Here is a 22,109-nt window from a genome sequence, read left to right as displayed (position 1 = left end):
TTCAATGGGGATCATCAGGAGCTGCTCCAATTCCCGATCCAAAGTTGATTTTTAAATGCAGGCTGGGGCAGTATATTTGGAGTGGGAAGGGGGTAGGGGGAACCCCTGAGAAGTCAGTTAAAAATAATCTGCAGATCATTGTATTATATTTGAGGCCCAGTTTGTAAGAACCATGGCAAATTACCCCTCACCCAGACCTGAAACACCGGAGGCTTTCCGGAAGACTTTAGAGGAAGACAGCCCTTCAGGTGCCTGGCCTCTGGCCTTACAGTGCCTCTGGTTTGATGCCAAAAAAAACTGGACTGCGGCACATGATATTGCACAGGAGATGAAAGGGCCTGTGGGTAGTTTGCTCCACGCCTATCTGCATCGCAAAGAAGGGGACCGCTGGAATGCCGAATACTGTTACCGCCAGGCCGGTGAAGTATACCCTCAGGTGTCCCTGCAGGCTGAATTTGAACAATTATTACAGAGGATTTTAAATTCCACCCAGCCTTGAATGGTTTTCTTTTAAAGTAGAACCCTGTTGGGTGCTGAAATAAATGGACCTAATTTTTTGAACCGGCACCTCAGGTTTTGTTATACCACTATGGAATGGCCATTGGCAGAGCGGGTGCCGTCGGGAAGGAATTCAAAATCAATGCGTCCCAGCCGTATCCCATAACATCCTACCTGGCTGATCAGGACTTGTTCGCCTTTCCGGTTGGTCTGAACTTCGGCCTGCTCCATAAAAGTATGGGTATGCCCTCCGATGATGACATCTATGTTTTCGGTGCGCTGTGCAAGCAGAATATCACTTGGGCGGTCTGCCTCCCTATAGCGGTAGCCCAGATGTGAGAGGCAAATTACCAGCTCACATCCGTCTTCCTCACGAAGCTTACGGGCATGGTCCAGCGCCATTTCAAATGGATCCAGGTATACGGTTTCACCGTAGAGGTCCGGAGTAACCAGTCCTTCAAAGGCAATCCCCAGACCAAATACTCCAATTTTGATATCTGCAACACTAAAAGTAGTTGCCGGCTTAATGTACCCGTCAAGAATGGTATTTTTAAAATCGTAGTTGGCCGATAAGAAGGCAAATTTTGCCTTGGGTATCTGTGCAAGCAGGCCCTGCAATCCGGCATCAAAGTCGTGATTGCCAAGAGTGGCAGCATGGTAGCCCATTCGGTTCATTAGCCTGAACTCCAATTCTCCACCGTAAAAATTAAAATAGGGTGTGCCCTGAAAAATATCCCCTGCATCCAGCAAGAGCGTATTGGGGTTTTCCGTGCGGACCTGCTCGATCAGGGATGCACGGCGAGCCACACCTCCCAAATTCGGAAACCGCCCGTGATCTGCCGGAAAAGGATCTATATGACTGTGTACATCGTTTGTATGCAGCAGGGTAATTTTCCTGGAAGCCTTCAGGTTGCAGGAATGCAGGGCAAGCGATGGAATTCCCAGGGCTAAGGTACCTGTGGCAGCGTCAGCTAAAAATTTCCTTCTTCTCATTCAGCTAATTTTATAAATCGATCATCCGGGGTGGCTATCAGCGTATCGTGCTCCCGGAAGTAGTCCACCATGGCATTTCGCACTTTGTACTGGGTCCGAAATGGGTTCAGGCCATCCTTAAAAAATACCATCCCGTCTCCCCCGGCAATCAGGTAATTATGGCTGGCCACGTAGTAAAGGCGGTCTTCGTCAAAGGGGACTCCCCTTATTTTCAGCGAATGCAGCCCGTTGGAGGCATCCAGAACAATCTGCATCCCTGCGATGGGGTGTGGACGATTCTCACGTATCAGGAAGTTGACCATTTCCCGGATACTACCCCCCTTCATGCCTACGATTTCAATGGTATTTTCAAAAGGCATGACTTCATAGGCGATTCGTTCAGTTACCGGTCCCTCCGATATAATGTTGCGGATCCCGCCATAATTTAAAACTGCTATGTCCACCCCTTTACCCTCCCGTCGCCTGAACAGGGCATCGGCTTTTTCAAGGACGATGTCTGCCATCAAATTCCCAAGAGAACTATTGTATTGCCCGTCTGTTCTATCCAGGATTTTTGGGGCATAGCTCAACGGTTCATCAAGGACCTCATTTAATCGTTTTCGGAAAGGATTGATAAGGATGTTAACGGAATCGTCTTCCGTTAAGGTGCTATCTATGATGTATTGACTGGCTTTGGTTTCAGTCAGTTGTAAAGGCTGTTCGCGGCAGGCATGTAAACCTAAGAATGTTATAAATGAAACAAAAAGTTTAATATATAAACGATTCATGGATTGTATCTTTACGCTGAGATTGCCGTTGTAATAGTTACCTTTGTTTGAAAGGTAAAGGTACATGATTTTAAAGGGCCTTAAAGACAAATTTAAATACAGGTCAGGACAAAAATACCTGCAACAGGAATTGGCTCAAGAGCGTGAGACACCTTCGAGAAAAGAGGGAGTAAGTGCTATTGGGGTAATTGTGGACTTGGAAAATTTTGCAGAACCGGAAAAGTTTTACGAACTGATCGATGCCTATGGTCTGCGTCCGAATGCAGTAAAGATTATTGGATACCGCAAATTCTACGACAAAAATTCTCCTTATGCCACTCCTGTTTTTTCGGATAAAGACCTGGGCTGGAATGGTGCTGTGGAAAACAGTTACGCCCTGGAATTTTTAAGTCGAGATTACGATTTACTGATCAATTACTACAGGGAATCTAATCTGCTGCTGCAGCTGATGAGCGTTAAAACCAATGCGAGGATCCGGGTTGGGTTTTCTGAGCAGGACCCCGCCTTTAATGATTTGATTTTCGGAAGTGGTGTTTCGGACTTCGAATCGTTTAAAAAGGAGTTGAAAAAGTATCTTAAAGTATTGAACCAAATAGCATGACCACATCTTTTTCAGGTACCGGAGTGGCACTAGTCACCCCTTTCCGACCAGATTTAAGTTTGGATTTAGAAGGGCTCGGCCGGCTTGTTGACCATGTTGTTGACGGAGGAGTAGATTACCTGGTAGTTCTTGGTACCACGGGAGAATCAGTAACCCTGAGCCCTTCCGAGAAAGAACAGGTAAAACAAACGGTTATTGCCAGTAATAAAGGCCGCCTGCCCCTGGTTCTGGGATTGGGTGGCAACAACACCCAGGTGGTGGTATCCGAACTCAGGCAGACCAATTTTCAGGGTTTTGACGGGATCCTTTCGGTATCCCCTTACTACAACAAACCTACTCAGGAGGGTATTTACCGGCATTTCAGGGAGATTTCACAAGCCTCACCTCTCCCGGTAATCCTTTATAATGTCCCCTCCCGCACAGGAAGCAATATGCTGCCGGATACTGTGATACGCTTGGCAACAGAATGTAAGAACCTGGTAGGAATAAAGGAAGCCAGTGGCGACATGGAGCAAATTAAACAGCTGCTGCAAAGGGCTCCTTCTGGTTTTCAGATCATATCGGGAGATGACTTCACGGCGGTTCCTACAGCCATTGCAGGGGGAAGCGGGGTTATTTCAGTACTGGGCCAGGCAGTAGTTCAGGAATTCTGCGAAATGATGCAGATGGGCCTCAAAGGAATGGAATCGGGGGCCTTTAATTTGCATGACCAGCTCGAACCCCTTATGAGTCTGATTTTCAGGGAAGGTAACCCTGCAGGCATTAAAGCGCTGCTGAGTCAATTAGGTGTTTGTGAACCACACGTCAGATTGCCCTTGGTACCAGCTACTCCCGGGCTGCAGAAGGCTTTGTCAGACTTTATGCATTCGCACCTGAATCCGCATTAGGCGTTAAATTTTAATTAAAATAGAGGCTTCCTGCACCTAAGGCAGTACTTTCACCCGTAAATAAGCGTTTTATAATCCGCGAATTATACCTAATTTTGCCAAATGTTTGCACGATACCAGAAGTTACTGTTTTGCTTTCTTATCATAGTAGGCACTACCTCCTGTAGTGAGTATCAGAAGATATTGAAAGAAACTGATTCGGCCGCCAAGTATGAGTATGCAGAGAAACTATACAACGAAGGCGATTTTAAAAGGGCCAACAGGCTCTTTGAGCAAATTTCGCCAAAATTTGCAGGGAAGCCCCAAGGGGAAAGGGTAATGTTTTTCCTGGCTGATACCTATTACAAAATAGAGAATTACAATTTTGCCGGATATCAGTTTGAACGATTCCTGAAGTCTTATCCCAAAAGTGACAAGGCAGAGGAAGCCGCCTTCAGGGGTGCCAAGAGTTATTATATGCTCTCCCCCAGATATTCACTGGATCAGACCGATACCGACAAAGCCCTGGCCAAACTGCAGGTGTTTATCAACAGCTATCCGGAATCTGCTTTAATGGCTGAGGCCAATACAATGGCCCGGGAACTCACTACCAAAAAGGAGAAGAAAGAGTTTGAAATTGCCAAGCAATTTGTAAAACTCGGAAAATATTATATTTTGGATTACAACATTTCGGCCCGCGCCGCCCTGGATAATTTTATTTCAGACCATCCGGGTTCAATTTTCAGGGAGGAAGCGTATTTCCTCAGAGTTAGCGCTGCAACTACCCTGGCCCTGAATTCTACCGTGACCAAGAAAAAGGATCGCCTGGAAAACGCTGTAGCCGCTTATAAAACCTTTAAACGCTATTACCCGGAAAGTGAATTTTCAGAAGAGGCTGAAGACCTGATGGGAAAATTAGAAGACGCACAACAAGAATTTGAAGCTTTACAAAACCCTATAAAATGAATATGAACGATCTAAAAAATTCAGAAGCTCCCGTTTCTACAATCACCATCAATCGCGATGAGTTTGATGAGAGTACTGATAATATTTACGAGGCAATTTCCATCGCGGCCAAAAGAGCCATTCAGATTAATTCTGAAATAAAGAAGGAATTGCTGGAGAAGCTTGAGGAATTTGCAACCTATAGCGACAGTCTGGAAGAAGTTTTTGAGAACAAAGAGCAGATCGAGGTTTCCAAATTCTACGAAAAACTTCCCAAGCCCCATGCCCTGGCCATTCAGGAATGGTTAGAGGACAAAATTTACTACAGGAATACCGAGAAAGATTCGGAATAGGATGTTGTCGGGCAAGCGTATCCTTTTGGGCATCACAGGGGGAATTGCTGCCTACAAAACTACTTTCCTGACCCGCCTGCTGATAAAAGCGGGGGCCGAGGTGCGCATCGTTATGACCGAGAGCGCAGCGGATTTTGTTTCCCCCCTGACCCTTGCCACTCTTTCCAGGAATCCGGTAATCCACAATTTTAAAAAGCAGGAAGAACATAGCACGGATTGGAACAATCATGTGGAACTGGGCCTTTGGGCCGATCTGATGCTGATTGCCCCGGCAACGGCAAATACCCTTGCAAAGATTGCCTCAGGGCAATGTGACAACTTATTGCTGGCCTGTTATCGTTCGGCGAAATGCCCTGTTTTTTTTGCACCTGCAATGGATCTGGACATGTACAGGCACCCCTCTTCTGAGAAGACTTTTAAAACCCTGGAAAGTTATGGGAACCTGCATATTCCTGTGGGCGTGGGCGAACTGGCCAGCGGTCTGGATGGGGAAGGGAGGATGGCAGAACCTGAAGACATCGTTTCTTTCCTGGAAAGTCACCTCCGCAAAGGCCTGCCTTTTACAGGTAAAACGGTATTGATAACTGCAGGCCCCACTTATGAATCCATAGACCCCGTTCGTTTTATCGGGAACCACTCTTCCGGAAAAATGGGGTTTGCCCTGGCCGAAAAGGCGGCCGAAATGGGGGCTGAGGTTATTTTGATTACAGGACCAACCCATTTACAGGCCCAAAACGCTTCCATCAGCTGTTACAGGGTTCAAACAGCGCTTGAAATGCATGCAAAAACGCAGGAGCACTTTAAAGCTGCGGATGTCATTATCGGAGCCGCGGCTGTTTCAGATTATAGGCCCGTCTCTGTGTATGATGAAAAAATAAAGAAAAAAGGAGCGTCAATGGAGTTGCAACTTACAGAGAACCCGGATATCATCGCCAGTCTTGCCCAACAGAAAACCAAACAATACATTGTCGGGTTTGCGCTGGAGACTGAGAATGAAATGGAACATGCCCTGGATAAATTAAAAAAGAAGCGCCTGGACGCTATTGTGCTGAACTCCCTGAAAGACCCGGAAGCCGGATTTGGGGGAGAGCGCAATAAAGTTACCTTTATAGACAAGAATTCTGACATAATTCCGTTTGACTTAAAACAAAAGTCGGCAGTTGCCAGTGATATCCTCAATGAAATTCATAAGCGGATCAACCCTTAAAATAAGTTTCCTAGCAGTTTTGCTGTTGCTTTTCCAGGGCCTTATCGCCCAGGAACTCAATTGTACGGTAACCGTAAATGCAGACCAGGTCTCTCAGACCAATCAGCAGGTTTTTACCACCTTGGAACGGTCGCTTTCCGATTTTGTCAATAAAACCCGATGGACGCGAAGGCAGGTTAAGGAAAACGAGCGTCTGAATTGCCGTATTTTTATCACGGTTACCGCTTTCGAATCCAGCCGCTTTGAGGCTAATATTCAATTGCAATCTTCCCGGCCGGTTTTCAACACCTCTTACGAAACGCCGGTATTTAATTACAAAGACGACCAGTTCAATTTTCAATACATCGAATTTCAGCCGCTGGTTTTTAATGAGAATGTCTTCAATTCCAACCTGGTGGGAGTGATTTCCTATTATGTATATATCATGCTGGGTCTGGATGCCGACACCTTCCAGTTAGAAGGGGGTACAGACCATTTTAAAAAGGCCCAGGCCATAGTCACTCAGGCGCAGGGCAGCAGCTTTGCCGGCTGGGGACAGACGGCTTCCGATAACCGTACGCGTTTTCAGCTGGTAGACAACCTTTTGTCCAATACCTTCAGGGAATACCGGATTGCCATGTACAATTACCACCGAAAGGGGCTGGACGTGCTGGCAGATAACAACAGTACGGGAAAACAAATTATAGCCGGATCCTTACGCCTCTTTGAGACGCTCATCCAACGCAGGCCAAACGCCTTTTTGATTCAGACTTTTTTCGATGCCAAGGCCGAAGAAATACAGAATATCTTCTCGGATGGCCCCAAGGTGGATATCGTTCAGCTAAAAGAGACCCTGAACAAGGTGGCCCCATTCTACGCCAGTACCTGGAATCAAATTAAATACTGAGCCGCAATTTTTCACAGCAGATTCTTTTATCTTTACGGGATAAATTTGCAATTGCCGTGCTCGTACGATTGTCCATAAAAAATTACGCCCTCATTGAAGATCTTCAGGTCAGCTTTTCCAAAGGTTTTATTACGATAACCGGGGAAACCGGGGCTGGAAAATCCATTTTGCTGGACAGCCTGGCTTTGGTCCTCGGAAAACGGGCAGACCGCACAGCCTTAAGGGATTCGGATAAAAAATGTATCGTTGAGGCAGAATTTGCCGTATCGGCCTATCCCAACGTCAGGCAGTATTGCCAGGATAATGAACTGGATTATGAGGCCAACACCATCCTCAGACGTGAAATACTTCCCAGCGGAAAATCCCGGGCCTTTGTTAATGACAGCCCCGTAACCCTTGATATTCTAAGCGGCCTTGGCAGCCGGCTTATCGATATACATTCACAGCACCAGACTCTGGAACTGACCGAACAGGATTTTCAAATGCGCGTGCTGGACGCTCTGGCTGGAAATAAAATACTATTAAGCAACTATACCCAAAAGCGGGACGCATATCAAAAGGCGGTCAGGGAGCTCAAAAAGCTGGAAGAGGCCAGAGATAATGCTTTCCGGGAACAGGATTACAATGAATTTCTCCTGGGCGAATTGAATGCCGCCAATTTAAAACCGGGAATGCAGGAGGAACTGGAAACAACTTATTCGGAACTTTCCAATGTTGAACAAATTACCGAACTGCTGAGCGCTGCCCATCAGCTCTGTGCCGAGGAGGAATACGGGCTCTTGGCCTTGCAGTTAAAACTAAGGCAACTCACCGCCAAACTGGCTGGTTTCGGTTCCCGCTATTCCGATATCCATGAGCGGGTTCAGGCACTCTTTATTGAAGCCGATGATATTGCCCAGGAAATAGAGCAACTGGAAGAATCCCAGTTTGCTGACCCTCAGGAACTTGAAAGGGTCAATTCCCGCCTTCAAATACTCTATGACCTGCAGAAAAAACACGGGGTCCAAAGTGCTGAGGAGCTACTCGAAATACGAGACCAGCTCCAAAAGAAAGTGAATGACACTGCAGATATGGACACCCAGATAGAAGACTTGCAGACCAGGGTTGAGCAGGAGCGGGAAACGCTTATCAAAATTGCCGGTGAACTGAACGCAAAGCGAAAAGGGGTCTTGCCTGAATTCGTTTTGAAATTACAGGAACAATTGGCACAGCTGGGGATGCCCAATGCCTCCTTTCAATGGCATTTAAAACCCCTGCAGGACTTTGGACCCTTAGGAAGGGATCATCTGGAATTGCTTTTTACAGCAAACAAAGGGGGGCAGTATGGAAGTCTTAAGAAAACAGCATCCGGTGGGGAATTATCCAGAATTATGCTGGTGATCAAAGCCGTCCTGGCGGCCTATGAGGCGCTGCCAACCATGATGTTTGACGAGATAGATACGGGAGTTTCCGGAGACATCTCCAACAGAATGGGAGATATTATGAAACAAATGAGTGAGCATATGCAGATATTTGCCATAACGCATTTGCCACAGGTAGCCTCAAAGGGGAACCATCAATACAAAGTATTTAAGGAAGATAGTGCCTCTCATACACATACCCGGATGAAAGAGCTGAATCGTGAAGAACGGGTAGTGGAGCTCGCTCAGATGCTGGGGGGTAAGGATTCTTCGGAAACCGCCCTGACCCATGCCCGGGAATTGCTTAACTAAAGGCTTGTAAAACCCGGACAATCCTTCTGAAGTAGCCCGAAAAACGGGATGAATCTCGGCAAATTTAAATATCTTTGAATATTGTAACTAAAGTAAATTTAAATGGCACATCAATTGTTGAAAGGAAAGAAAGGAATCATTTTTGGGGCTTTGGACGAAAATTCCATAGCCTGGAAAACTGCTGAAAGGGTTCATGCCGAAGGCGGCACCTTTGTTTTGACCAATGCCCCTATCGCCATGAGGATGGGACAGATCAATAAGCTGGCAGAGCAAACCGGTTCAGAAATCATTCCTGCCGATGCCACAAGTGAATCAGACCTGGAACAATTGGTTGCCAAATCCATGGAAATTCTCGGAGGAAAACTGGATTTTGTACTACACTCCATCGGGATGTCTGTCAACGTTCGCAAGGGAAGGGCCTACACGGATGAGAACTACGACTTCACGGCCAAAGGATGGGATGTGTCCGCTCTGAGCTTCCATAAAGTAATGCAAACCCTTTACAAAGCAGATGCTATGAATGAATGGGGAAGTATCGTTGCCCTGACCTATATGGCGGCCCAACGAACTTTCCCTGATTATAACGATATGGCGGATAACAAAGCCTATCTTGAATCGGTGGCCAGGAGTTTTGGATATTTTTTCGGAAAAGAAAAAAAGGTTCGGGTAAATACCATTTCACAGTCGCCCACCCCTACTACTGCCGGACAGGGAGTAAAAGGATTTGACGGATTTATTTCCTATGCCGAGAAAATGTCTCCCCTTGGAAATGCTACAGCCCAGGATTGTGCAGACTACACGGTCAGCCTTTTTTCGGACCTCACCCGTAAAGTGACTATGCAAAACCTGTTTCACGATGGCGGTTTCTCCAATACGGGGGTCAGTCAGGAAATTATTGACACCTTTTCCAAGTAAATCACATCGCTTAAAAGTAACAGCCATCCTGTTGCGGATGGCTTTTTTGTAAAATAAAGGCATGCTTGAATTTTCATTTGTAGTCCCGGTATACAACAGGCCAGATGAAGTAGCAGAACTTCTGGCAAGCCTCTCCCGGCAAGATTATCCTGAACCCTTTGAAGTGGTTATTGTGGAGGATGGGTCCAGCCAGCCCTCTGAATCGGTTGTTCGTTCCTTTAAAGATCGGCTGAACATAAAATACTGGTTTAAACCCAATACCGGTCCGGGAGATTCCCGGAATTACGGGATGCAAAAGGCCAGCGGTAATTACTTCATTCTGGTCGATTCAGACTGTATCCTGCCGCCGGAATATCTGAGCGCAGTGGCCAGGGGGCTCACTGCGGACTATGTGGATTGTTTCGGAGGACCGGATGCGGCTCATCCCTCTTTTAACCCGCTTCAAAAGGCAATCAGTTTTTGCATGACCTCCGTACTGACTACCGGAGGGATCAGGGGTTCTGAAAAAGCTGCTGAGCATTTCCAGCCACGCAGCTTTAACATGGGCCTCTCAAAAAAGGCCTTTCAGGGAAGCGGTGGATTTGGTAGCATTCACCCTGGAGAAGACCCCGACCTCAGCCTCCGGTTGTTAAAGCTGGGCTTTCGCCTGAAATACCTGCCCGGGGCTGTCGTTTTTCATAAAAGGCGTATTAATTTCAGGTCATTCTACAAACAGGTGCACAAATTCGGGCTTACCAGGCCCATACTAAACCAATGGCATCCGGGTTCCGCCAGAATAACCTACTGGTTTCCCACGATTTTTTACCTGGGCTTAACCGTTTCGCTGCTGCTGCCTTTGATTTTAAGTACCCCCTGGGCGTGGCTCCCGCTGGGGGCCTATATTTTGTATCTGCTTGCAGTGGTCATAGCAGCAGCCGGTTCAACGGCCAGTCTGTATATTGGTTTACTGGCGGGTATTGCTGTGCTCGTTCAATTTGCAGGCTATGGCCTGGGCTTTTTAAAATCCTCACTCTTGCTTACCTTTAGTAAAAAGAAGCCGGCAGAGTTGTTTCCAAACTTATTTTTTAACAGTTAGAGTCTTGATCAAGAACCTAAAATCACGAATAAAACAACCCAGGGCACGGATGTTTCTGGTGTTTTTACTCTGTGCTTTTTTGGCCTGGTTGCTCAACAGACTTTCGGAAACCTACACGCATCAGGTTGTATTCAATCTGGAGTTCCAAAATCCTCCGGATAGTTTAATTTTCCTGAATCCGCCACAAAATACTATTCCCGTTAGTGTCAGGGCTAACGGATTCCAGTTGTTGCGCTATCAGCTGAACCCCAAACACCTTACAATTGACCTGGGGAGCCTGGAAAAAAGGAATAGCAGTTATTTTATTTCCCCAAGGGTATACAATGCACAGATAGAGCCACAAATGGTCGGCAACATCAATATTTTTGAGTTTCCCAATGACACCTTATATATGGATTTACACCCTGTGGTTACCCGCCAAATACCGGTACAACCAGAAACTGAAATTGAGTTGGCTCAGGGATATATGATGGACGGGCCCCTCCTGGTGGAACCGGCGCTTGTAGAAGTGCGGGGCCCTGCAGAAGAGATCGATACGCTATTGGCTATTCCAACAGTACCTCTGAAGCTCAAAGAAGTAACCGAGAATTTTGAGCGCACCCTGTTGCTTCAAAAGGCTGAATCCCTGACGCATACGAATTTTTCGACCGAGCAGGTAAGTGTAACGGGAAGCGTTTTTCGCTTTTCTGAATCGGTAATTGACCTGCCTGTAACGGTTTTAAACTTGCCGGAATCTTTTGAAATCAGGACTTTTCCCGCAACCGTAGGGGTATTATGCAAGGGTAGGATAGGAGACCTTAAAGAATTGAATCCTTCTGATTTTCAGCTGGCTGCAGATTTTACGAATCCTGACCCTGAGACAGGCCGCCTCAGCCTGGTTTTGACCGAACAACCGGAAAGCGTTTACAGTGCTACACTTTTGGAGTCTTCCGTGGAATTTATTGTGAAGCGGAAATGATGCGGGTAGGACTTACAGGGGGAATCGGCAGTGGAAAGAGCAGTATTGCCAGCGAATTTGCAAGGCTGGGTGTTCCGGTGTACAATTCGGACCTGCGGGCAAAAGAACTGATGCAATCGGATGAGGGCCTTCGCGCCAAAATTAAATCGTTGCTGGGCAGCCAAGCTTATACTGAGGATAAATTGGACCGTAGTTATGTTGCCTCCAGAGTATTCAGTAATTCCAGCCTGCTGCGGCGATTGAACTCCCTGGTACATCCCAGGGTCCGGGAAGACTTTGAGCAGTGGGCCACCCGGCAGCAATACCCATACGTGATTCAGGAGGCCGCAGTGCTTTTTGAAAACGGGGGGCACCAGAACTGCGATAAGATGATTTTGGTTGTGGCCCCGGAACAGGCACGCATAGAAAGGGTCATCCAAAGGGATAAAAGTTCCAGAAATGCTGTGGTCGAGCGAATGAAAAACCAGTGGCCGGATGATAAGAAAATACCACTGGCAGACTTTGTGATTGAAAATTCAGACTGGGACCTTACCCTGGAAAACATCGCTCAGATACATGCCGAACTCCTTGAAATAGCTGAAAATAATAGTGCTGGCTAGTGTTAAGGTTTGGTTAAACACCCCCATGGCTAAATGTTAAATTTTTATTTTTACCTGAACGATGAATAAGAGGTTATTTGTACTGCTGGTCATTCTTATGAGTCTTTCGCTGATAGGAATCATTGCAGTACAGTTATTTTGGATTAAAAGTTCGGTTGAGGACAAAGAGGAACAATTCTCCAATGTAGTAACGGAAATCCTCGCAAGGGTTGCCGATAAAATTGAAGAGCGGGAAATAAAAGATTATTCCGAAAAATTCCTCAGTCTCAAGGACAGTGTGGGAAACCTCAAAGAACCGCAGCTTATCAGCGATATCTTTTTCATCGACCGCGATATCAATTCCAATGAAATTCTGGTGTATTCCCATGGGATTTTAGAGGAAGATTACGATATCGCATCCACGTTCTTTGACAATGGCAACAATACGGACACTGCTACCATAAAAAATTACACCAGCCGCAGAACTAAAACTATTTTCCAGGAAGAATACGGGCTGGACGGGAAGGCTTATAAACTCAACCCCATTGAGAAGTGGGAAAAGCTTGGAGGTATCCCTGCTATGGAAAGGGCCATGTTCGATGATGTCTACAGGGTTTATGCAGACAAGGTGCCCATACATGAAAGGCTAAGCCGGGAAGAAATCGAATTACTGCTCGATCGGGAACTGGAAAACCGCAATTACGATATAGATTACGAATATGGCGTTTACAGCAGGGGACTTCCAACAAAAGTAAAATCCCGGAAATTTAAATTCGATAAGGAAAACCATTATAAGGCTCCTTTATTCCAGGACAGCGAAGGCAATACCAACTTTGCATTACTGCTTACCTTTCCCAAGAAGAAACGTTTTTTACTGGGATCCATCCTGAGTATGGCAGTGCTGTCGCTTTTGTTCACCTTTATCATTATGGTGGCCTATGCCAGCGCTATTTATCAGTTAATTCGCCAGAAGCAGATTTCCGAGATAAAATCGGATTTCATCAACAATATGACGCATGAGTTTAAAACTCCCATAGCCACTATAAATCTGGCTGTAGAGGCGATCAAAAACCCAAAAATCATGCAGGATCAGGAAAAAGTTAACCGCTACCTGCAGATGATTCGGGATGAAAATAAAAGAATGCATGCCCAGGTTGAAAATGTATTGCGTATCTCAAAGCTGGAGAAAAACCAGCTGGATATTCATAAGGAACGCACTGAACTCCATACCCTTATAGATTCAGCTATTTCGCATGTGGAGTTAATCGTGCAGGACCGGGGCGGATATATCAAGACCCACCTGCAGGCGGAAAGGGATGAAGTGCTGGCCAATGAAATGCATTTGGGAAATGTGTTGGTCAACATCCTGGACAATGCTGTAAAGTATTCTCCGGAGGCCCCTAAAATAGATGTGTTTACAGAGGTTGCCAAGAATTTTATTATTATAAAAATACAAGACCAGGGTGCCGGAATGTCAAAGGTAGTCCTGAAAAGAATATTTGAAAAATTTTACCGGGAACATACCGGCGATATACATAACGTAAAAGGGCACGGCCTAGGCCTGGCTTATGTTAAAAAAATAGTGGAAGATCATCAGGGAGAAGTTTATGCGGAGAGTGAGAAAGGAAAAGGAAGCACTTTTTATATAAAACTCCCCTTAATTTAATCATCATGGAAACAGCGAACAAGAAAATATTACTGGTTGAAGACGATCCCAATTTTGGAATTGTTTTAAAGGATTACCTCTCAATGAACGATTTTGATGTCACTTTGGCGAAAAATGGGATGGAGGGGTTTGAAAAATTTAAGAAGGATAATTTTGACGTTTGCATCCTGGACGTGATGATGCCTTACAAAGACGGGTTTACCCTGGCAAAGGAAATTCGCGAAAAGAATGAGAACGTCCCTATCGTTTTCCTCACGGCTAAAACCATGAAGGAAGACGTGCTTAAGGGTTACAAAGCCGGAGCCGATGACTACCTGAACAAGCCCTTTGATTCTGAAGTACTGCTGATGAAGCTTAAGGCAATTCTGCAACGCAAGGCTTCGAACAGTCTCGCAGACAGTAATCAGTTTGAATTTTCAATCGGCAACTTCCATTTGAATTCTAAACTTCGTTTCTTGAAATACAAAGACGAGGAACCCAATAAATTATCCCCCAAAGAGAATGAGCTGCTCAGATTGCTGGCCTTGCACGAAAACGACCTGATGCCCAGGGAGCTGGCTCTTACCAAAATATGGAGGGATGACAATTACTTCACTTCCAGAAGTATGGATGTTTATATTGCCAAACTGCGAAAGTATCTCAAGCGGGATGACAGTGTGGAAATCCTGAACATTCATGGTGAAGGTTTCCGCCTCGTGGTTAAAACGGATTCAGAGAATTCCATGTAAATTTCAAAATCAGACCTTGTCAGGGGCATTCATTACAAATCCGGCTGACTATTTCTGAAGGACTTAGCGTAACAGGAAGTTTTAAACCATAATTGGGAACCTCCAGTGTGTCCAGCTGTGATTGCAGCAGGGAGTCCGGCATAAAGTGGTCTTTCCGAGCCCTAAGCCTATCTCTCAGCAGCGCTTCACTGCCCTGAAGCAACACCCAGCAAACCGTACAGGAAATATCCTTAGAAAGCCACTGGCGGTACTTTTCTTTGAGTGCTGAACACGCGATAACCACCCCCTTCTCGGTATAAGACTGTGCCAGTTCATTTAAGCGCAGCAGCCAACCGTACCGGTCCTGATCATTCAGAGGGCTGCCACCGGCCATTTTTGCGATATTGGCTTCCGGGTGGAAATCGTCCCCATCCCTGAAATCCAGATGGAGCTGTTCGGCCAGCACCCGCCCAACGGTACTCTTTCCGCTTCCCGACACCCCTGTGATAAAATAAATCTTCGGTTTTCCCTGCATCTTCTAATGTTCAATTTGTGCATCGATATATGAAATGACTTCCTCTGTTGCTGCCTGGAAATCAAACCACTTAATATCGGCATTCTTCCTGAACCAGGTTCCCTGGCGTTTGGCGAATCTGCGACTATTTTTTTTAATCTCCTTTACAGCTTCCTCCAGGGAAATCTCACCATCAAAAAACCGAAATAATTCCTGATAGCCCACAGTTTGCAGAGCATTCAGATCTTTTAAGGGATAGAGTTCCCGGGCCTCTTCAAGCAATCCCTGCTCCATCATCCGGTCTACCCTCTCTTCTATCCGCTTATAAATAATTTCCCTGCTACCGGTTATTCCCAGTGGGATATTTTTAAAAAAATCAGAGGCTTTCCGTTTGCCGAGAAAGGAGCTATAGGGTTGACCACTCTGCAGGCAGACCTCCAGCGCCCTTAGCACGCGTTGCGGGTTGTTAAGGTCTGCCCTGCCGGCGTAAACAGGATCTTTTTCAACCAGCAATTGCTGCAGCGGGTTGAGCCCTTCGGTTTGCAGGCGTTCGCGCAATGAATCTCTGAGGGCCGGGTCTACTTCCGGGAATTCGTCCAGGCCTTTTGTCACGGCGTCCAGGTAAAGGCCGCTGCCCCCGGCCATAATGACAATGGAATGCTCACTAAAAAGTTCTTCGAGTTTTGAGAGGGCTTCCTTTTGATAATCACCCACAGTATAGGCTTCTTTTACGGTGCGGTGCTGAATAAAATAATGAGGTGCCGCCCGGAGTTCCTCTTTTGCAGGCACTGCAGTCCCTATTGTCATTTCCTTGTAGAACTGTCTGCTGTCTGCCGAAAGGATTACTGTGTTGTAATGCCTGGCCAGGAGTATGGCCCAGGACGTTTTGCCAATGCCCGTGGGGCCGCAAATAGTAATCAGCAAAGGTTTCATCTGAGCTTCTCTCCACAGTTAAAACAGTGGCGTGCGCCGTCTCTGTGTCCTTCTGCTGAACAGGTAGGACAGGACTGGGTATTGAGGTGTACCGCTACTTTTGGGTCCTCGCCCGGCTTCTTTTTGCTATACCTTGAGAATTCTACAGTAACAATCCCTGTTGGTACAGCTATAATCCCGTATCCCAAAATCATGATCACGGTAGCGATAAACTGGCCGATATTGGTCTGTGGGGCGATATCCCCATATCCAACAGTTGTAAGGGTCACAATGGTCCAGTAAATACTCCTTGGGATACTCGTAAAGCCTGCCTCGTCGCTTTCAATAAGGTACATGATGGTACCCATTATCACGGAGAGGATAAGCACTACGTAAATAAATACGGCAATTTTAGCCCTGCTCGCTTTCAGGGCCTGTTTTAGCTGAGAAGCCTCACCGATAAACTGCACCAGCTTAAGGATACGGAAAATCCGTATTAACCGGAACGCCCGCACCGCCAGGAACACCTGAGAACCTGCAATTATATAGGAGAGGTACAATGGGATGGTTGAAAGGAAATCAATAATCCCATAAAAACTCAGGATATATTTCCAGGGCTTACGGATACAGATAATACGCGCGATATATTCAATGCTAAAAAAGATGGTGATCACCCATTCCAGCGTAAGCAGGGTTTGATGGTATTTGGCATCAAACTCCTTAACGCTTTCCAGCATAACCAGGATAACGCTAACAATGATTACGGCAAAAAGGATAAGGTCAAACCACTTACCAGCCGGAGTATCCGCTTCATAAATGACCTCGTGAATCTTATCCTTCCAGTAAGGCATCTTTGTTTTTTCCTTCATGCTAGCGAATCAGAGTTCCAGCACCTTAAGCACCGATTTGTTCCTGAGGTATTCGTGTACGATCCCTGTACAGCCCGGAGTGGATTCTACAGGAGTTAACAGGGATTCTAAGATATGAATATTATTGATTTGATGGTTTAGCCCGAAAAAGCCCATGCCCTTCACCTGTGACTTCTGCAACCAGATAGCCGCCTTTTCCCCGGTATCACGCCCTTTATCAATGAGAAGCAAATCTGCATTTTTAAGTGGGTAAGGCCTCCCGTTGACGATGATTTCCTTAGCCGGAACTTCTATTGATACGGGTTTAGGGCCAAAAACCGGTTTGTTCTGAAGCAATTCTATATGGGCCTGCAAACGGGCATACAGTTCACTGCCCGTTTTTTCATAGCTTACCTGTCGGGTCTCCTTCCGAAGTTGCAGGGAATCCTTTCCGCTTCCAGTGAAATGGCTGTTGATCTGCTGTTTCATATTCGTGCTGCTGCTCAGGTAGATAATTTCACCCCTTTTGTTGAAGAGGTAATATACCCCGGTATCCGTAGGAACGGATTCGACCAGTTCCAGCTGCCGGTTGGAAAGTTCTCCTGCGGATGCTGACCGCATAACCTCGGCAACAATACTTTTACTGGTATCTTTTTGCAGTAAGACCTGAAATAGTTTAAGGGTAGCAAGGGCATCTCCGTTAGCCCGGTGACGGTTGTTTACGGCAATCCCCAGGGAACGGACCAATTTCCCTAAACTATGCGATTCGGCATCCGGGATCAGCCGCTTGGCCAGGTCTACCGTGCACAGGGATTTTCGCTGGAAATCATATCCGAGGCGCCGGAACTCCGTCCGCAGTATCCTGTAATCGAATTGGGCGTTATGCGCTACCAGCGTACTACCTTCTGTAATTTCCACAATTCTTTTGGCCACTTCGTGGAACTTGGGCGCTGTGCGCAGCATTTTTTCATTAATACCGGTCAGCTTTTGCACATACGGCTGTATACTCCGCTCCGGATTGATCAGGCTGATAAAGGTATCGGTAACCTCATGGCCATCAAAACGGTGAATGGCGATCTCGGTAATCCCTTCTTCATTAAACTTACCTCCTGTTGTTTCTATATCTAAAACGGCGTACATGCCCGGAAATTGATTTTAGTTTTAATGCGATTCTCTGGGGCCAAAGATACTACTTCCGATTCGTACCATGTTACTGCCTTCTTCTATGGCCAGCAGGTAGTCCCCGCTCATACCCATCGATAGTATATCGGCCTTTTCCAAAAATGCCGGTAATTGATCAAAGAGGCTTTTGAGGTATCTGAATTCTTTGCGAACCTGGTCTTCGTCCTCCGTAAATGTTGCCATTCCCATAAGGCCGCGGACACGGATGTTGGGCAGTCCAGCCAGGAATTCCTGATTCAGGACCTCCTGTAACTCCTGCTCGTCCAAACCAAATTTACTCGACTCTTCAGCGATGTGGACCTGTAACAGGCAATCGATTACCCGTCCGCTGGCAGCAGCCCGTTTATTTATTTCACGCAGCAGGCGGACACTATCAACCCCGTGAATCAGGCTTACAAATTCAGCTAGGTATTTAACCTTGTTTCGCTGCAGATGTCCGATCATATGCCACTGAATATCTTTGGGCAAAGCCTCCCATTTACGGCATAATTCCTGAACCTTATTCTCCCCGAAAATACGTTGCCCGGCATCATAAGCCTCCATGATTTCCACATTTTCCTTGGTTTTGGAAACCGCAACCAATACGACATTTTCCGGCAGGCTTTCTCTTATGTTTGAAAGGTTCTCTGAGATCTTTTTCATTTTGTTATGGATATTTAAAAAGCGTATATGGCCAGGCCACTTGGGAGTTTGGGCTGGATAAAAGTACTCTTGGGCGGCATGGTCTGTCCTGCATCGGCTATGGCCCGTATCTCCTCTATGGTAACCGGAACCATTCCAAAGCCCACTTTGTACTTCCCCTGGTCAATAAGCATTTTCATTTCTATTTCATTTTGCGGCCCACACCGGTAGTGAATCCGATCGTCATGCCTCAGGTCTTCAATACCGAATATAGGCTTCAGGATGGTTTCGTATAAAATCTGGCTGTCCAGGCAGGCTTTTGCATCGCTGAGTTCATAGGGTTTTTTTCGAAGGCTCAGCGCATAGAATACCCCCTCCAGATACATGGAAAAGGTGTGTTTTTCCTCGGGCCGGAAAGGCAAACTGCCCTTTTCGTGAATGCGATAAAAAGTATCCAGGCGAATCAGCAGCTCTTTGGTACTCAGGCCGTTCATTTCCGTAAGCAGGCGATTAAACCCCCTTATCTGAACCTGCGATTCGGGGATCAGGTAGCTCATAAAGTAATGGTAGGTTGCGTTCTGCTGTTTCCCGTTCGATTTTCTTTTCGCCAATAAATCTGAAGATGCAGAGCGGTGATGACCGTCGGCGATATAAAGAGCATCGATATCTCCAAATACACGGGTAAGCCTGGTAATGTGATCCGGCGAATTGATCACCCAGAGCTCGTGGGTTACCATGTCCGGACTGGTAAAATGGTATTCAGCCAACCCCTGCATCACCTCATTTAGCACCGTATCAATTTCCGGCTGGTCCGGGTAGGTCATCAAAACCGGTTCGGCATTAAAGCCTACCTGCTCCAGATAATCTGCAAAAAGCTCTTCCCTGCGTCTTAGGGTGTCTTCGTGTTTTTTGATCAGCCCCGAGCGGTAGTCATGGGTGCTGGTTGCACAAAAGATTCCGCAGTATTGCCTGTTTTCGAAACTGCGGCGATACAGGTACAGGGATGGGATCTCATCCTGGATAAGGATTTTTTCTTCCAGGAACTCCTCGTATCGGTTCCGGACCAGGGAATAACGCTTAGAACCTTTGTATTGCGTGTCAAACTTGAAACCTGGGTTCAGGATATGCAGGAAAGAGAAGGGGTTGTGCTGCATTACCAGCCTTCTTTCTTCAGAGCTGTAATCCTCATAGGACTTGGAAATCACAAAGGTGGCCTTGTCCCTGGCGGGACGTATAGCTTTAAATGGAAGGATTTCAGCCATTAGCACTGCCTGAATTGGGCCGAAACCACTTCAGCCTTTTTAGAACTGCTGTAGTCATAGAAACCCTCTCCCGATTTAACCCCGAATTTCCCGGCCGTAACCATTTGAACCAGCAGGGGACAGGGGGCGTATTTTGGTTGTCTGAATCCTTCGTAGAGGACTTCCAGAATCGAAAGGCAAACATCCAGGCCGATAAAGTCCGCAAGCTGCAAAGGCCCCATGGGGTGCCCCATACCCAGTTTCATCACTGTGTCTATTTCATGTACCCCGGCTACCCCGTGAAAAAGGCTTTCTACAGCTTCATTGATCATCGGCATCAGGATGCGGTTTGCTATAAAACCCGGATAGTCATTTACTTCGGTTGGTGTTTTACCCAGTTCTCTGGACAAGTCGAGGATGCGTTTGGTAACCGAATCACTGGTGCTATAGCCCCGGATCACCTCCACCAGTTTCATTATGGGGACCGGGTTCATAAAATGCATCCCGATCACCTTTTCGGGCCTTTTCGTAACCGCGGCGATTTCCGTGATGGAAATGGAGGAAGTATTCGTTGCCAGGATGGTATCCGGGCCACAATACCCATCCAGTTGTTTAAAGATTCCTTTTTTAAGCTCGCGATTCTCCGTGGCGGCTTCAACAACCAGATCGGCCTGCCCGGCTGCTTTTTTCAGATCGGTACTGCTTTGGATATTACTGATAGCTGTTCTGGCCGTTTGGGCGTCAATGGCACCCTTTTCCACCATGCGGTTCAAATTGCGCTCAATGGTTGCCAGCCCTTTGGCCAGACTCTCTTCCGAGATATCAACCAGGCTGACCTCAAAACCGTTTTGGGCAAAAACATGCGCTATACCATTTCCCATGGTTCCGGCTCCGATTACCGTTATCTTCTTCATATCTGCTACTTATGTTGGAGTTAATTTATTTATATGCTGGCCGGGGTTCCGAAGGCCTTTATCACTCTTAGCGCAATGTCCAGAGCCTGTGCACCCTGTCTTAAACTTACCACTGGTTCTGAGTCCTTTTCGATAGCCTGGGCGAAAGTCTCCAGCTCATCCAGAATGGCGTTATTCTGACCTATTTCAGGGTTTTCAAAATATATCTGTTTGCGATCGCCTTCTGCATTCTGTAAAACCATATCAAAGGCTCCTGGCTCTTCAGGGGCATCTTTCATCCTAACAACTTCTACCTTGCGCTCCAGAAAATCGACTGATATATAGGCATCCCTTTGAAAAAACCGGGACTTCCGCATGTTTTTAAGGGAAATCCGACTGGCGGTTAAATTCGCTACGCAGCCATTGCGAAAGGCTATCCGGGCATTGGCAATATCCGGAGAGGCGCTGATCACCGAAACCCCGCTTGCCTGTATGTCTGTTACTTCAGACTGCACCACACTCAGGATTATATCTATATCGTGTATCATCAGGTCCAGGACCACCGGGACGTCCGTTCCTCTGGGGTTAAATTCAGCCAGGCGGTGTGTTTCAATAAACATGGGCTGTTCTATCTGGTCTTTTACCGCACTAAAGGCGGGGTTAAAGCGCTCCACATGGCCAACCTGTCCTTTTACACCCTGTTTTTCGGCGAGCCGTATCAGCTCCTGAGCCTCTTCATAAGTGTGGGTAATGGGCTTTTCTATAAAGACGTGTTTGCCCTTCTCGATAGCCTTTTTAGCACAATCGAAATGGGAAAGGGTAGGGGTTACCACATCTACCATATCCACCGCATCCATCAGGGCGTTCATATTGTCGAAATACGCAACGCCTAATTCGTCTGAAACTCTTTTTCCCTGAATGGCGTCCGGATCGTAAAAACCTACCAGTTCATAACGGGCCGACTCCCGGAGCAAGCGCAGGTGAATTTTACCCAAATGCCCCGCTCCCAGTACTCCTGCTTTTAGCATGAAAATTGAATTTTGTCAAAAATAATCATAGTTTATGAGTTAAGGAGGGTGTGAACCGATTTGTTGGGAACATCAGCCTAAGCATATCCAAAAAAACCCTCCTATTTCACCTTTTGCAGCAGCCGCATTTGACGGAGTTTTTC

The 22,109-nt window shown here is 46.6% G+C and carries 24 protein-coding genes; 14 read left to right on the top strand and 10 right to left on the bottom strand.

What is annotated here, in order from left to right:
* Positions 1-172: 172 nt before the first annotated feature.
* Complete coding sequence (locus ACT6NU_RS14510; protein ID WP_445382397.1) at positions 173-499, top strand: hypothetical protein; 327 nt, start codon at positions 173-175, stop codon at positions 497-499.
* Between the two features lie 80 nt (positions 500-579).
* Here the strand turns inward: ACT6NU_RS14510 and ACT6NU_RS14505 are convergent, their stop codons facing one another.
* Both ACT6NU_RS14505 and ACT6NU_RS14500 read right to left on the bottom strand, forming a co-directional pair.
* The gene (locus tag ACT6NU_RS14505; RefSeq protein WP_445382396.1) at positions 580-1,491 is read right to left on the bottom strand and encodes a bifunctional metallophosphatase/5'-nucleotidase; all 912 of its coding nucleotides are present in this window, start codon (positions 1,489-1,491) and stop codon (positions 580-582) included.
* Positions 1,488-2,324: a 5'-nucleotidase C-terminal domain-containing protein gene (locus ACT6NU_RS14500; RefSeq protein WP_445382395.1), complete on the bottom strand. Its 837-nt coding sequence runs from the start codon at positions 2,322-2,324 to the stop codon at positions 1,488-1,490. Before ACT6NU_RS14500 ends, ACT6NU_RS14505 begins: the two co-directional genes overlap by 4 nt.
* On the opposite strand from ACT6NU_RS14500, the gene ACT6NU_RS14495 reads away from it, so the two are divergent.
* From ACT6NU_RS14495 to ACT6NU_RS14435, 13 genes are all read left to right on the top strand, one after another.
* Positions 2,323-2,859, top strand: coding sequence for a DUF6913 domain-containing protein (locus ACT6NU_RS14495; protein ID WP_445382394.1), 537 nt, complete (start codon positions 2,323-2,325; stop codon positions 2,857-2,859). The genes ACT6NU_RS14500 and ACT6NU_RS14495 overlap by 2 nt on opposite strands.
* Positions 2,856-3,746, top strand: a complete 891-nt coding sequence (gene dapA / locus ACT6NU_RS14490; RefSeq protein WP_445382393.1) for a 4-hydroxy-tetrahydrodipicolinate synthase — start codon at positions 2,856-2,858, stop codon at positions 3,744-3,746. Before ACT6NU_RS14495 ends, dapA begins: the two co-directional genes overlap by 4 nt.
* 102 nt (positions 3,747-3,848) lie before the next feature.
* Positions 3,849-4,691, top strand: a complete 843-nt coding sequence (locus tag ACT6NU_RS14485; RefSeq protein WP_445382392.1) for an outer membrane protein assembly factor BamD — start codon at positions 3,849-3,851, stop codon at positions 4,689-4,691.
* Positions 4,692-4,693: 2 nt separating this feature from the next.
* Positions 4,694-5,023 (top strand): DNA-directed RNA polymerase subunit omega, encoded by a 330-nt coding sequence (locus ACT6NU_RS14480; protein WP_445382391.1) that lies wholly within the window; start codon positions 4,694-4,696, stop codon positions 5,021-5,023.
* Position 5,024: 1 nt separating this feature from the next.
* Complete coding sequence (gene coaBC, locus ACT6NU_RS14475) at positions 5,025-6,230, top strand: bifunctional phosphopantothenoylcysteine decarboxylase/phosphopantothenate--cysteine ligase CoaBC (RefSeq protein WP_445382390.1); 1,206 nt, start codon at positions 5,025-5,027, stop codon at positions 6,228-6,230.
* A complete protein-coding gene (gene porD, locus ACT6NU_RS14470) occupies positions 6,202-7,116 on the top strand; it encodes a type IX secretion system protein PorD (protein WP_445382389.1) in 915 nt (304 codons plus the stop codon). The genes coaBC and porD overlap by 29 nt, the downstream gene beginning before the upstream one ends.
* Before the next feature lie 56 nt (positions 7,117-7,172).
* Positions 7,173-8,828 carry a DNA repair protein RecN gene (gene recN / locus ACT6NU_RS14465; RefSeq protein ID WP_445382388.1) on the top strand — a complete coding sequence of 552 codons (1,656 nt, stop codon included), beginning with the start codon at positions 7,173-7,175 and terminating at the stop codon, positions 8,826-8,828.
* Positions 8,829-8,930: 102 nt separating this feature from the next.
* On the top strand, positions 8,931-9,743 hold the full coding sequence (locus ACT6NU_RS14460) for an enoyl-ACP reductase FabI (protein ID WP_445382387.1): 813 nt from the start codon (positions 8,931-8,933) through the stop codon (positions 9,741-9,743).
* Positions 9,744-9,804: 61 nt separating this feature from the next.
* A complete protein-coding gene (locus ACT6NU_RS14455; RefSeq protein ID WP_445382386.1) occupies positions 9,805-10,818 on the top strand; it encodes a glycosyltransferase in 1,014 nt (337 codons plus the stop codon).
* A gap of 4 nt (positions 10,819-10,822) precedes the next feature.
* Positions 10,823-11,776 (top strand): CdaR family protein, encoded by a 954-nt coding sequence (locus ACT6NU_RS14450; protein WP_445382385.1) that lies wholly within the window; start codon positions 10,823-10,825, stop codon positions 11,774-11,776.
* Positions 11,773-12,375: a dephospho-CoA kinase gene (gene coaE / locus ACT6NU_RS14445; protein WP_445382384.1), complete on the top strand. Its 603-nt coding sequence runs from the start codon at positions 11,773-11,775 to the stop codon at positions 12,373-12,375. Before ACT6NU_RS14450 ends, coaE begins: the two co-directional genes overlap by 4 nt.
* Before the next feature lie 61 nt (positions 12,376-12,436).
* Entirely contained in the window at positions 12,437-14,020 is a 1,584-nt protein-coding gene (locus ACT6NU_RS14440; RefSeq protein ID WP_445382383.1) for a sensor histidine kinase, read from the top strand.
* Between the two features lie 5 nt (positions 14,021-14,025).
* A complete protein-coding gene (locus ACT6NU_RS14435) occupies positions 14,026-14,748 on the top strand; it encodes a response regulator transcription factor (RefSeq protein WP_445382382.1) in 723 nt (240 codons plus the stop codon).
* A 19-nt stretch (positions 14,749-14,767) separates the two neighbouring features.
* Here ACT6NU_RS14435 and ACT6NU_RS14430 read toward each other — a convergent pair whose 3' ends face one another.
* Genes ACT6NU_RS14430 through ACT6NU_RS14395 form a run of 8 tightly spaced genes read right to left on the bottom strand, consistent with a single transcriptional unit; the run spans position 14,768 to position 21,966 of the window.
* Positions 14,768-15,262 (bottom strand): gluconokinase, encoded by a 495-nt coding sequence (locus ACT6NU_RS14430; protein WP_445382381.1) that lies wholly within the window; start codon positions 15,260-15,262, stop codon positions 14,768-14,770.
* Positions 15,263-15,265: 3 nt separating this feature from the next.
* A complete protein-coding gene (gene miaA, locus ACT6NU_RS14425) occupies positions 15,266-16,174 on the bottom strand; it encodes a tRNA (adenosine(37)-N6)-dimethylallyltransferase MiaA (RefSeq protein ID WP_445382380.1) in 909 nt (302 codons plus the stop codon).
* Positions 16,171-17,022 carry an ion transporter gene (locus ACT6NU_RS14420; RefSeq protein WP_445382379.1) on the bottom strand — a complete coding sequence of 284 codons (852 nt, stop codon included), beginning with the start codon at positions 17,020-17,022 and terminating at the stop codon, positions 16,171-16,173. Before ACT6NU_RS14420 ends, miaA begins: the two co-directional genes overlap by 4 nt.
* Before the next feature lie 9 nt (positions 17,023-17,031).
* Positions 17,032-18,141 (bottom strand): exonuclease domain-containing protein, encoded by a 1,110-nt coding sequence (locus tag ACT6NU_RS14415; RefSeq protein ID WP_445382378.1) that lies wholly within the window; start codon positions 18,139-18,141, stop codon positions 17,032-17,034.
* Positions 18,142-18,162: 21 nt separating this feature from the next.
* Positions 18,163-18,825 (bottom strand): YggS family pyridoxal phosphate-dependent enzyme, encoded by a 663-nt coding sequence (locus tag ACT6NU_RS14410; protein ID WP_445382377.1) that lies wholly within the window; start codon positions 18,823-18,825, stop codon positions 18,163-18,165.
* 14 nt (positions 18,826-18,839) lie between these two features.
* Positions 18,840-20,066 carry a DUF1015 domain-containing protein gene (locus tag ACT6NU_RS14405; RefSeq protein ID WP_445382376.1) on the bottom strand — a complete coding sequence of 409 codons (1,227 nt, stop codon included), beginning with the start codon at positions 20,064-20,066 and terminating at the stop codon, positions 18,840-18,842.
* Positions 20,066-20,959, bottom strand: a complete 894-nt coding sequence (locus tag ACT6NU_RS14400) for a 3-hydroxyacyl-CoA dehydrogenase family protein (RefSeq protein WP_445382375.1) — start codon at positions 20,957-20,959, stop codon at positions 20,066-20,068. Before ACT6NU_RS14400 ends, ACT6NU_RS14405 begins: the two co-directional genes overlap by 1 nt.
* Positions 20,960-20,988: 29 nt before the next feature.
* Positions 20,989-21,966: a Gfo/Idh/MocA family protein gene (locus tag ACT6NU_RS14395; protein WP_445382374.1), complete on the bottom strand. Its 978-nt coding sequence runs from the start codon at positions 21,964-21,966 to the stop codon at positions 20,989-20,991.
* Positions 21,967-22,109: the final 143 nt, after the last annotated feature.

This window comes from Robiginitalea rubriflava (genome assembly GCF_052540725.1).
Note: the sequence above shows the minus strand (reverse complement) of the source record. Positions and strands in the feature narration are given on the sequence as shown.

Bases quoted from the DNA above. Each gene is read 5' to 3' on its own strand.
- ACT6NU_RS14435 (WP_445382382.1), top strand. From the start codon at position 14,026: ATGGAAACAGCGAACAAGAAAATATTACTGGTTGAAGACGATCCCAAT.
- ACT6NU_RS14430 (WP_445382381.1), bottom strand. From the start codon at position 15,262: ATGCAGGGAAAACCGAAGATTTATTTTATCACAGGGGTGTCGGGAAGC.
- ACT6NU_RS14400 (WP_445382375.1), bottom strand. From the start codon at position 20,959: ATGAAGAAGATAACGGTAATCGGAGCCGGAACCATGGGAAATGGTATA.
- ACT6NU_RS14415 (WP_445382378.1), bottom strand. From the start codon at position 18,141: ATGTACGCCGTTTTAGATATAGAAACAACAGGAGGTAAGTTTAATGAA.
- ACT6NU_RS14420 (WP_445382379.1), bottom strand. From the start codon at position 17,022: ATGAAGGAAAAAACAAAGATGCCTTACTGGAAGGATAAGATTCACGAG.
- ACT6NU_RS14440 (WP_445382383.1), top strand. From the start codon at position 12,437: ATGAATAAGAGGTTATTTGTACTGCTGGTCATTCTTATGAGTCTTTCG.
- ACT6NU_RS14485 (WP_445382392.1), top strand. From the start codon at position 3,849: ATGTTTGCACGATACCAGAAGTTACTGTTTTGCTTTCTTATCATAGTA.
- ACT6NU_RS14505 (WP_445382396.1), bottom strand. From the start codon at position 1,491: ATGAGAAGAAGGAAATTTTTAGCTGACGCTGCCACAGGTACCTTAGCC.
- ACT6NU_RS14395 (WP_445382374.1), bottom strand. From the start codon at position 21,966: ATGCTAAAAGCAGGAGTACTGGGAGCGGGGCATTTGGGTAAAATTCAC.
- coaBC (WP_445382390.1), top strand. From the start codon at position 5,025: ATGTTGTCGGGCAAGCGTATCCTTTTGGGCATCACAGGGGGAATTGCT.
- ACT6NU_RS14510 (WP_445382397.1), top strand. From the start codon at position 173: ATGGCAAATTACCCCTCACCCAGACCTGAAACACCGGAGGCTTTCCGG.
- ACT6NU_RS14410 (WP_445382377.1), bottom strand. From the start codon at position 18,825: ATGAAAAAGATCTCAGAGAACCTTTCAAACATAAGAGAAAGCCTGCCG.
- ACT6NU_RS14405 (WP_445382376.1), bottom strand. From the start codon at position 20,066: ATGGCTGAAATCCTTCCATTTAAAGCTATACGTCCCGCCAGGGACAAG.
- ACT6NU_RS14460 (WP_445382387.1), top strand. From the start codon at position 8,931: ATGGCACATCAATTGTTGAAAGGAAAGAAAGGAATCATTTTTGGGGCT.
- ACT6NU_RS14455 (WP_445382386.1), top strand. From the start codon at position 9,805: ATGCTTGAATTTTCATTTGTAGTCCCGGTATACAACAGGCCAGATGAA.
- ACT6NU_RS14495 (WP_445382394.1), top strand. From the start codon at position 2,323: ATGATTTTAAAGGGCCTTAAAGACAAATTTAAATACAGGTCAGGACAA.
- coaE (WP_445382384.1), top strand. From the start codon at position 11,773: ATGATGCGGGTAGGACTTACAGGGGGAATCGGCAGTGGAAAGAGCAGT.
- dapA (WP_445382393.1), top strand. From the start codon at position 2,856: ATGACCACATCTTTTTCAGGTACCGGAGTGGCACTAGTCACCCCTTTC.
- porD (WP_445382389.1), top strand. From the start codon at position 6,202: ATGAAATTCATAAGCGGATCAACCCTTAAAATAAGTTTCCTAGCAGTT.
- miaA (WP_445382380.1), bottom strand. From the start codon at position 16,174: ATGAAACCTTTGCTGATTACTATTTGCGGCCCCACGGGCATTGGCAAA.
- ACT6NU_RS14480 (WP_445382391.1), top strand. From the start codon at position 4,694: ATGAACGATCTAAAAAATTCAGAAGCTCCCGTTTCTACAATCACCATC.
- ACT6NU_RS14500 (WP_445382395.1), bottom strand. From the start codon at position 2,324: ATGTACCTTTACCTTTCAAACAAAGGTAACTATTACAACGGCAATCTC.